General features: G+C 53.7%; 8 protein-coding genes. 6 read left to right on the forward strand and 2 right to left on the reverse strand.

Translation table 11 applies throughout. The annotated features are described in order from the left end of the window. From ASE94_RS21355 to ASE94_RS17630, 5 genes are all read left to right on the forward strand, one after another. A partial coding sequence (locus tag ASE94_RS21355) for a hypothetical protein (protein WP_210166241.1) occupies positions 1 to 219 on the forward strand: 219 nt, incomplete at its 5' end. 1,782 nt (positions 220 to 2,001) lie between these two features. Then, complete coding sequence (locus ASE94_RS17620; protein ID WP_200913698.1) at positions 2,002 to 3,192, forward strand: alpha-amylase family glycosyl hydrolase; 1,191 nt, start codon at positions 2,002 to 2,004, stop codon at positions 3,190 to 3,192. Further along, on the forward strand, positions 3,129 to 3,827 hold the full coding sequence (locus ASE94_RS21285) for a DUF3459 domain-containing protein (RefSeq protein ID WP_200913700.1): 699 nt from the start codon (positions 3,129 to 3,131) through the stop codon (positions 3,825 to 3,827). Before ASE94_RS17620 ends, ASE94_RS21285 begins: the two co-directional genes overlap by 64 nt. A gap of 129 nt (positions 3,828 to 3,956) precedes the next feature. After that, positions 3,957 to 5,078 (forward strand): alpha/beta hydrolase, encoded by a 1,122-nt coding sequence (locus ASE94_RS17625; protein WP_062631475.1) that lies wholly within the window; start codon positions 3,957 to 3,959, stop codon positions 5,076 to 5,078. Positions 5,079 to 5,151: 73 nt separating this feature from the next. After that, entirely contained in the window at positions 5,152 to 6,111 is a 960-nt protein-coding gene (locus ASE94_RS17630; protein ID WP_062631476.1) for a TIGR03885 family FMN-dependent LLM class oxidoreductase, read from the forward strand. A gap of 294 nt (positions 6,112 to 6,405) precedes the next feature. On the opposite strand, the gene ASE94_RS17640 is transcribed toward ASE94_RS17630, so the two are convergent. After that, positions 6,406 to 7,011: an isochorismatase family cysteine hydrolase gene (locus tag ASE94_RS17640; protein WP_062631478.1), complete on the reverse strand. Its 606-nt coding sequence runs from the start codon at positions 7,009 to 7,011 to the stop codon at positions 6,406 to 6,408. Then, positions 7,004 to 7,834, reverse strand: a complete 831-nt coding sequence (gene nadE / locus ASE94_RS17645; RefSeq protein ID WP_062631481.1) for an ammonia-dependent NAD(+) synthetase — start codon at positions 7,832 to 7,834, stop codon at positions 7,004 to 7,006. The genes ASE94_RS17640 and nadE overlap by 8 nt, the downstream gene beginning before the upstream one ends. Positions 7,835 to 8,313: 479 nt before the next feature. On the opposite strand from nadE, the gene ASE94_RS17650 reads away from it, so the two are divergent. Beyond that, positions 8,314 to 8,568 (forward strand): hypothetical protein, encoded by a 255-nt coding sequence (locus tag ASE94_RS17650; protein ID WP_156352205.1) that lies wholly within the window; start codon positions 8,314 to 8,316, stop codon positions 8,566 to 8,568. Positions 8,569 to 9,720 lie beyond the last annotated feature (1,152 nt).

The raw sequence follows: 9,720 nt of genomic DNA on the forward strand, positions 1-9,720 counted from the left end.
CTAATTATTCACCCACCAAATAAAACGCCGGGTGTAAGCAGTACCGTCGCGATCGAAAAGAAGGAAAGTGGTGAGGCCAAGGTCTCCGAACAGATGATCGCAGATAATAAAAAGGCGGCAAAAGCCATGATCGGTGCAGCCGGCGAGAAGATAGCGCCCGTAACTGAGCTAGACGGACAACGCAACAAAACTGCACAATCTTCAACGTCGCGCAGGTGATGGAACTCGTCGTAGTCGATCACGATTGAGCTTGGTACCGCGCTTAGTTCACCATTTGGTGCTTGCGAGCTGTAATGCTCCCGCCATGACCGCCGGAGCATCAATGTGCCTCGATACTTTTTCCACGTCCGGGACGGTGAGTTCATTCCAGATCTTGAAGGCACGGAGCTCCCCGACGATACAGCCGCCTGTCGTGAAGCAGTCATTACAGCGGGTAATATGCTGGCAGACATCGCTGCAGGCTTTTGGAACACCGGCGAGTGGACGATGGTAGTCATCGAAAACGATCGAGAGGTTTGCATCCTGACGTTCAGCGGAAAGAACAGCCCTGGCTTATAATGACAGATGTGGCCCAAGCCCTGAGCAACCCTCGCGATCGCTTCCGTCACTGCGAAATGTCCTGTTATCCACCATCTCGCCGAGGACCTCGAGCCGGCGCCACTTGTGTCTAATCAATAAGCGATATCTCGCTATGGAAGATTTAGCACGCTGCTCCGCTCTACTCTGAACTGAGACTGACCGAATTAATCTATTTCGAGAATTACCCGAATGTCTCCCAACTGACGAGGTTGGGCGAAACATTAAGGACGGCTAAGAAGCTGTGACAGGGGTGGGAATGACACAACTCATGTTGGCGTTCTCACGCCGCCAAAATCTTGATCCAAAGTAGCTAGTGTCGGGCATTGGTTGAGGGCATGTTCGACCTCAAATCCCGAAGTGTAGGCCGTTTTATTCGATCGACACTCACTTTGAGAATAAGTTGTGGCATTGCTTTATCGTTGCCGTCCAACTCGATACTGCGCTCCTTAACACTTGCATCAATGCCCGCGACGCTACGCCAAGCGGGGATCAATTCTAATCAGTGCAAATGTCAACGTGGGCTCCGACGATACAAGAAAACTCAATCTGTCGACCGGCTGCTATGTCGGCGTTTCGGAACGAACACTGGAACGGGCATGTCCTCTGACGTCGTCTCTGGTGCTTTCGATCCCTTCTTCACAATAAAGCCAATCGTGCCATTGTCAGGCGCAATCAGATCTAAGGTCCCGCGAATGCCCATGTTGCTCATCACAGGGCATGCTGAGAAGGCTGTTCTCAATGTTGACGATCCAAGCGAGAACATGCGGGTTTTGACTGGGTCCATTCACGTCCGAGGCGCTCGTCGAGTCCGTTGGCCGCGTACTCGATATAGCGTTCCTGAACGCTAGTGGACTTGACGCCTTCGGCGCCAGCGGGCGTTGGGCCAGATCGATCCACCGAAGAAAGGGTTTCGGCGGCTGCATGCTTAGCAGCCAGCAGCACGATTTACCACATTGGGCGCAGTCGTAACCCTCGGCGATATTCTAGGTCACTGGCTGCTGTCATGTGCCTCGGGTCTATGGATAACAGAGACCGCCCAAGTGACGCTTCAATGCAAGGCGCTTCGCCGCCGGTTACGGATAACACAAGTTTATAACCAGAGCCATTAATAATAGTAAATGAAAGCAAGCAAGAAAAAATATCAAGCATTTTTGAGTTATCGTAACATTTGTTAATGCCGCGCAGAAATGAGTTAGTTTTAAATGTTTGTTATAGATCGCCAATTCGGATCCTGCATTATAGAATAGTATTTGCGATTATTGAGCTGATACGCGCTATGCGCGATTGGAAATGACAGGTGGCGACTGCTGGAGGACATAATCCATACCTCGACGTCGCGGGAGCTCCAAACTCTACCAATGCTCGCATCTACAACCTCGGCCGTGCAGCCGAGATCGAGCATTTTCGCGACTAGGACGAGAAATGGACAATCTGGATTACAGAACAATAGGTCTTCAGCGAGAGCAGGAGACGAAATTTGGAACGCAGATCTTGCCAAAGGGCGTTCGATTTCGGCTTTGGGCGCCTGTTTCCGCTGCTGTCTCGCTTAAGATTTACGATCTTGATCTTATCCTGCCAATGCAGTCCCAAGCTCGAGGTTGGTACGAGGTTGAAGTCGAAGAAGCCCGCCCGGGCATGCGTTATCGCTTTATTCTCGAGAATGGGCAGGAAGTGCCTGATCCTGCATCGCGGTTTCAACCTGAAGATGTTGACGGTCCGAGCGAAATTATCGACCCACGAAGCTACGCTTGGCAAGACGGAGCCTGGCGCGGCCGACCGTGGGAAGAGGTAATTGTGTATGAGCTTCACATCGGCACGTTCACTCCCGAAGGAACATTTTTGGCGGCCTTAGGCAAGCTTGATCACCTTATCGACCTAGGCATCACAGCGATCGAGATCATGCCCGTCGGTGACTTCGCCGGACGTTGGAACTGGGGTTACGACGGAGCGCATTTGTTCTCGCCTGACCATACGTACGGTCGCCCAGAGGATCTTAAGGCGCTCGTCGATGCCGCCCATGGCAAAGGCCTGAGTGTGTTCCTCGACGTTGTTTATAACCACCTCGGTCCAAAGGGAAATTACCTCCAGGTCTATGCGCCGCTGATGAACGCGGAGCACCAGACGCCGTGGGGGCCGGCAGTCAATTTTGATGCTGAAGGCTCCTCGACCATCAGGGATTTTGTGTTTGCCAATGCGCGTTATTGGTTAAATGAATTTCGCTTCGATGGTTTGCGCTTCGACGCGGTTCACGAAATCCGCGACTTTGGGCCTCGGCATATGCTGCAGGACCTTGCAGAACAGATCAGAGCGTCGACAGACGGCCGGTATATTCATCTGATATCTGAGAATGCCGACAATCAGGCTGGGTGGCTTAAAAGACGCGACGATGGCGCTCCGTGGCTCTATGACGCCCAGTGGAGCGACGACATCCACCACAGTCTACATAATGCCATCACAGGTGAGCGGTTTTGGTACTATGCCGACTTTGACATCGGATCGATCTTGTCGGCCGGTCTCTTGCAGAGGGTCTCGCCTGGCAAGGCGAATGGATGGAACACGATGGCCGCAACAGCGGCGAGCCTAGTGCCTTCTTGCCACCAACCGCATTTGTAACTTATGCGCAAAACCACGACCAGATTGGCAATCGTCCTTTCGGCGAGCGCCTAAACCATCTGGTGTCACCAGCATGCGCGCGAGTTTGGGCAGCAATCTATCTGCTGTCGCCGCAAATCCCGATGCTGTTTATGGGTGAAGAGTGGGGCGCTGGCCAACCTTTCATGTTTTTCTCCGATGTCGGGGATGATCTTGCTGACGCTATACGCACAGGCCGTACAGAAGAGATGGCAAGTTTCCCTCGCCGTGAAGGGCAGGGGGCTCCTCCCGATCCTATGGCGGAAGAAACCTTTAGAATGTGCAAGCTCGACTGGGACGCGCGGACCGAAGGCGAGCACGCTCGGTTTCTGTCTCTTTATCGGCGTCTCATCGCTCTCCGTAAGAAGGAAATAGTGCCTCGCCTAAGCGGAATGGGCGCGAACAGCGGTCAGTTTGAAGTCGTCAACGAGCGCGTTGTAAAAGTGACTTGGCGGTTGGGCGATGGATCCGATCTTTCATTAGTAGCCAATCTCTCAGCTGAACCCGTCCATGGTCTTAGCCTGTGGGGCAGTGACCACCTCTGGCTAGAGGGCTTCGCAACCGGCGACGTGCTTGAAGGATGGAGTGCGGTGTTCAGCCTCAAAGCGAAAAGCTGACAACTGCCTTGCCGCTGGGGTTGTCGCAGGATGCCTTGATTTCCAGCCCTTGCCACCGGCGCTGACAACCCAAGCTAATCTTGGAACAACAGCCAAAAGGAAAGGTTGAGCGGAAAACCTGGAGGCAGTATGCCACTTCTTTCGATAGTGCGATTTCTTGCGAGCCTTTTCTCCCTGATCATTATTGGGATAGCTGGGTATCTGGCTTGGAGATGGTACGATGGCGACCTCATTCGTCAAGCAGACGGTGACATAGTCAGGGTTCGCGAGACCTGGTTTTTATGGCTCGCGATTGGGCTGGGGCTTTTCTCTTTCTTTGGCAAAACCTTGATAGTCCCTATTCTTGCGCGCGCGGACGCGGGGGCACCCTCTACACCGGTTCGGGAACCCGGTGAGATAATCGACGGCGCCCATGGATCTAAGATTTTCGTGGCTGCAGTCGGAAATGGCCCGACAATCGTTCTTACTCATGGCTGGGCTATGGACAGCACCGTTTGGCGGTACGCTATTAAGGAGTTGTCTGCCAGCTTTCGTGTCGTTGTCTGGGATCTGCCAGGTCTCGGTCGATCGGAAGGGGCGATATCGCTTGAGGACTTCGCGAGAAACTTAAGGACTGTTGTTGAATGGTCTGGGAACCAGAAGGTGGTGCTCGTCGGTCACAGCATTGGCGGCATGACCATCCAAACCTTGGTGCGAGATGATGCAGCGTTTGTTCGAGATCGCGTCGGCGGCGCTGTCTTGTTCAACACCACATTTACCAACCCACTCAAAACCATGATTTTGCCAAGGCTCATGCAGGCGCTGCGATGGCCTCTGTTAGAACCCATGATGCGGTTGACCATTCTTCTGCAACCTATTGCCTGGCTGAGCGCGTGGCTGAGCTACCTCAGTGGCATGTCTCACATTGCAAACCGGCTCGGATTTGGAAAATACGTGACCCGAAGCCAGCTGGAGCACGTCACGCTGTTGGCAACGAGAAACCCACCGGGCAACATCAGCAAGGGCAATCTTGCAATGTTCCGATGGGATGCCACGAATGCGTTCTCAAGGACGGACTTGCCCATTCTTATTTTAGCCGGCGACGTGGATATCGTTACGAAGCCGCAAGCAAGCGATCAGATTGCAACTCAATGCCAGCAGGCGGTTGTTCGGCACATCGCCGGCGTCAATCACATGGGTATGCTGGAACGAGCAGAAAACTACAATGCTGCTGTCGCTGATTTCGCCCACACTGTTTTGGCGGGGCAATAACGACAGCTTAGGGACTAGGCGCCCGATCCCTGCCCCAAGTTGACGTCCAATTCTCTTTCTTGCAGGCCTGCACATGACGAATCTCGGCTATCACGCATCGCACGAGCAGTTTGCACCCAGTGTCTTATTGCAGTTGCTATCGCTTGCTGAAGCATCTGGCTTTGACTGCGGTAAGTCCTCGGACCATTTCCATCCTTGGAGTGAGCGACAGGGCCAATCAGGCTTTGTTTGGTCCTGGTTGGGTGCAGCTATGCAGGCAACAAAGCTTCCTATGGGTGTGATTTCCGCGCCCGGTTACCGCTACCACCCGGCCGTCCTTGCGCAAGCAGCTGCTACCATCGGCGAGATGTATCCGGACCGGCTCTGGTTATCTCTTGGTACAGGTGAGGCTATCAACGAAGCAATCACCGGCATGTACTGGCCCGATAAACATGAGCGAAACTCCATCCTTCTCGAATGCGTCGATGTTATTAGGGCTTTGTTTTTAGGCGAGACCGTCACCCACCGGGGTCGTGTCACCGTGATCGAAGCGAAACTGTACTCGAGACCGTCTACGCCAGTGCCCTTGGTGGGTGCCGCTATGACGCAAAAGACCGCCAGATGGTGTGGATCCTGGGCAGATGGGTTACTGACAAGCGGCGGGCGTGTTGACGTCGTCCGTCCTTTGATCGAAGCTTTTTATGAAGGGGGTGGAGAAGGCAAACCCGTATACCTACAAACTGCAGTGTCCTGGGCTCCTACCCGGGGTGAAGCATTGGGTCAGGCACTCGATCAATGGTCAGCCGCCGCTGTGGGCGGAGAAGTCAACTGGGACCTGCGCCGGCCTGCCGATTTCGACTTGGCAGGTCGCTTAGTCAGAGAAGACGATATTTGCCAGATCGTAAATGTCTCCCATGAGGTCAACCAACACCTCGACTGGCTTGCAGGCCTGATGGAGCTTGATCTTGACAGTATCTTTCTTCATCAAGTCGGACGCAATCAGCACCAATTCATAGAAGTTTTTGGATCCCGCGTGCTGCCCGCTCCGCGATAAACCCAAGCTCTGTGCGGGGACAGCAGGTTCCGTCCTGTGATTGAATCATTGGGCGGACGAGACGCGAAAGGCCCTGGCTCAATCAGACCATTCTAAATAAACCCATTTCGCGTCTCGGCTAGTAGATAGCATATTCGCAAACTCTAAGCCTATCAGCTGATAGATATAACAAACGAAATTCCCGCCTTCAAAGACCGCACTTAGCCAGATTACCGGCAATTTTTGGCAATTCTGGAAAACTCTATCGTAACTAGCCCAGAGAAATTTGAGCTGCAGTATCGTGGCGCTCATTTTTTACGTTGGGATAGAAAATAGTGTTTCCCATTCATCGAGTAATTCTTGGGTTCGAACAGCTGTAAGTTGCTTTCCGAAGCGGCTTTTAAATACGGTGATCGCTGCATCGTGCGTTTGGCTGGCTGAGCCGAACACTGCGTCGGTCGGGAGCATCACACGATAACCCAGGTCTATGGCGCCCAAGACAGTTGCGAGAACGCATACGTCGGTTTCTCCGCCTGACACGAGAACTGTTTCGACTCCAGCGCGGCGAAGCAGAGTATCGAGACGACCAGAAAACCACGGAGAGTACCTGTTCTTATCAAACACAGTTGCCGGGGGAACGTATTGTCTCAGGCTCGGAACGAGCTCGATCATCTGAGAGGGAAGGCATTGCCGCGTCATCGACGGCCATCGGCGATAATACTGTTTCCACTCCCCTACTTCTTGTTCTGCTGACAAAGGGGGCATAAAGCGGGTAAAAACGGTTCTGGAGGGATTTCTGTCCACCAGGGCCTCAATCGCTGGCAACATCTTGTTTAACCAAGGTGTCGACCACTCAGTCTCTGTGGCGAACATATTTTGGACATCCACGCAGAGGTGAATGAAATTTCCTGGGTTAGGCATTTTTAGAGCGCATAGGGGCTGCTGGCAGCGCGCGCTTGTGGAGCGTTGCGCGATATCGTGCCGTGATCACCTCGGAAACGCGATTAGCTACCGTCTGGCCTTCTAAAAAGTCATCAATCTCGTCATATGTAACGCCGTAAGCTTCTTCATCAGGACGAAGTGGAGCGAGGTCCTCCAGGTCCGCCGTTGGGACTTTTTCAATCAGATGCTCTGGAGCGCCAAGAGCGCGAGCCAATGCGCGGACCCTTCTCTTTGACAGTCCGGACAATGGAAGGATGTCAGCGGCTCCGTCGCCGAATTTGGTAAAGAAACCCATCGCCGCTTCTGCGGCGTGATCGGTGCCAATGACGAGCCCATCAAACGCCGCAGCTATAGCAAACTGCGCTATCATGCGTTGGCGTGCCTTGATGTTGCCACGCAATAAGTCGGCTCTTCCGGGTTGAGCCTCAGGGAATCCTCGCTGCTGTAGCGACTGCCACATGGCGTCTGTGGCGGGCTGGACATTAATTTCAAGTACAAGGTCTGGCTTTATTGCTTCAATAGCCGCATCGGCATCTGACGCATCGGCTTGGACACCATAAGGCAGGCGAACGGCGATAAACCGAGCGGCACCTCCTGCACTTCGTAGTTCCCTCACAGCGCGCTGGGCGATCAAGCCCGCTGTCGTAGAATCCACGCCCCCACTGATACCTAGTACCAGACTGCGTAATCCCGACGTCTGGAGATAATCCTTAATAAATTGTACGCGATTGCCCAATTCTGTGTGGGCATCAAAGGCCTCGGACACTCCTAGGTCGCGCCGGATATCCGATTGACTGCTCATGAGGTGAGGTCCACTTTCCATGACGGCATGTGATTGTCATATGAATGAAATCAGCCAAAAAACGAAAGTTCCTTGTCTTTTCATGGAGCACGCTAAATTCAACCTGTAGCAGTACGAGAGAGACGGGCAGAGTAACGACTGCTAGCCAGTCATCGTCCGCCTTCTTGTTCAAATAGCCGATCAGTATCGGGCTGCACTCGTTCAATGCTCTCGGGTACTGCCAGTCGAACAGGACCTGCAAATCAATTGCGGCCGATCGTTCGACACAACCTCAACCCAATATCTGAAAGCTTCTTTGCCATGCCGCTGCGTCCCAAGCCGATGGCGATGGTCTTTGTTTGGCTTGGCGTTCGTTTCAAGAGGGGTACCCGCACGTGCGACGCGAAGATTGACGCGGTTTCGGTCCTCCGGCCGACGTACCTTGAATGATAACTTCGGAACATCAACGCAAGAGCGCCGTTTCCTTGATGGAGACACCTATGCCGATGTTTTTTTTCGATACAGTCGAACAAGATGGACGAGTGAGCCGTGACGTGGTTGGCGTAGAATTAGCCGACTCTCAACACGCGCTCGCCACTGCTTCCCGGACGCTCCTCGATTCGGTTCAGGAGAACGGTATGTCGCACATCAACTTTAAAGTGCAGGTGATCGTGCGGGATGAGAGCGGCCATGAAATTGGCCGTCGGGATGCCGCTATGACCGGATCTAACGCCGACACATCAGGGTCGTACTGACCTAAGGAACCGGTGTTCAGAACAGGCACCGCTCACATCCCGATGGGCACATCAAACAAGCTACCGGATAGACGACGATGCCCAGCAAAGATCGCATGTTAGACCGGCACAAAGCCCACTTGGATCGCCTGGAGTATGAGCTGGGACTATTCGCCAACTCATCAATCGAGACAGATCCGCCTGAGCCCAAAGTGGACCTCGCATTGCACATCGAAAAAGCCCTCGAGGGAGAGCGGGCCATTATCGAACTCCTTACAAAACTGAGGGGCACGACATCTAGCGTGGTTACGCAGGATAACGAATGACGCCAATTCGCTTTAGGTGAGGGGGGCGGGCACCATTGTTGACAGCCGGAGGATCGTTTGCTTGAACTCGCAATCTTAGTGGTGCTCGCGGCTGGGCTGACCGCAGTGACCACGATGTTCTAAGGCTAGGCTTTCCAGGAACCACTCAGGGTCCGGCCGTTTTCAACGGCTGCCCTCCAGCAGCGGATCTGTAAGGGCACGCCCCTGCGCCCTCACTGGCGCAGGGGGCTGTCTTTAAGATCGGGCGTGCGGTTTTCGTCATTTCCAAAAACCTGCTTTACTAAGCGTCCTCGGCATTGTTGAAAGACGTCGTCCAGGGTTATCCCATGCCGTAGTCAGTGACCCTGGACGACGACGGCAGAGGAAGGCTTTGCTTTTCGCCAAGCGAAGCCTTCCTTGTCGAGTGCGCATTTGGACCACTATTGCCTACGCGTGAACTGTCTCTCCGGAGAGCTAGCTACGCTTTATCCGGTACTTGCATGCGCGTTCTCGCTTGCCAGTAGATTGGTGATACCGCGGCTGGTAAGGTACGAGTTGCGCGGCCTCAAGAATACTGAGGATGCAGCGCGGCATATCGATATCGCGTCGCGTGGGGCAAGGCTTCCCACACAGGCAGTACCTGCCGAGATCATATCACTCGTCAAAGCTGTGAACGAAGCTTTAGCGAGACTGGATATCGCCTATGAGCGAAGGGAGCGATTTTTGGCCGACGCAGCGCATGAATTGACAACTCCTATTACTGTGCTCCAGACCCGATCGGACTCAGCCCGAGGTTTGCTGAGGCTGAGCTGCTGCCGGTTCGGTAGACACTAAGTTAGGCTAGTTTTGCTTGCTCTTCGTATTCCAC

Origin of the sequence: Devosia sp. Leaf64, from assembly GCF_001421945.1 — a bacterium.
Classification (GTDB): Bacteria; Pseudomonadota; Alphaproteobacteria; order Rhizobiales; family Devosiaceae; genus Devosia.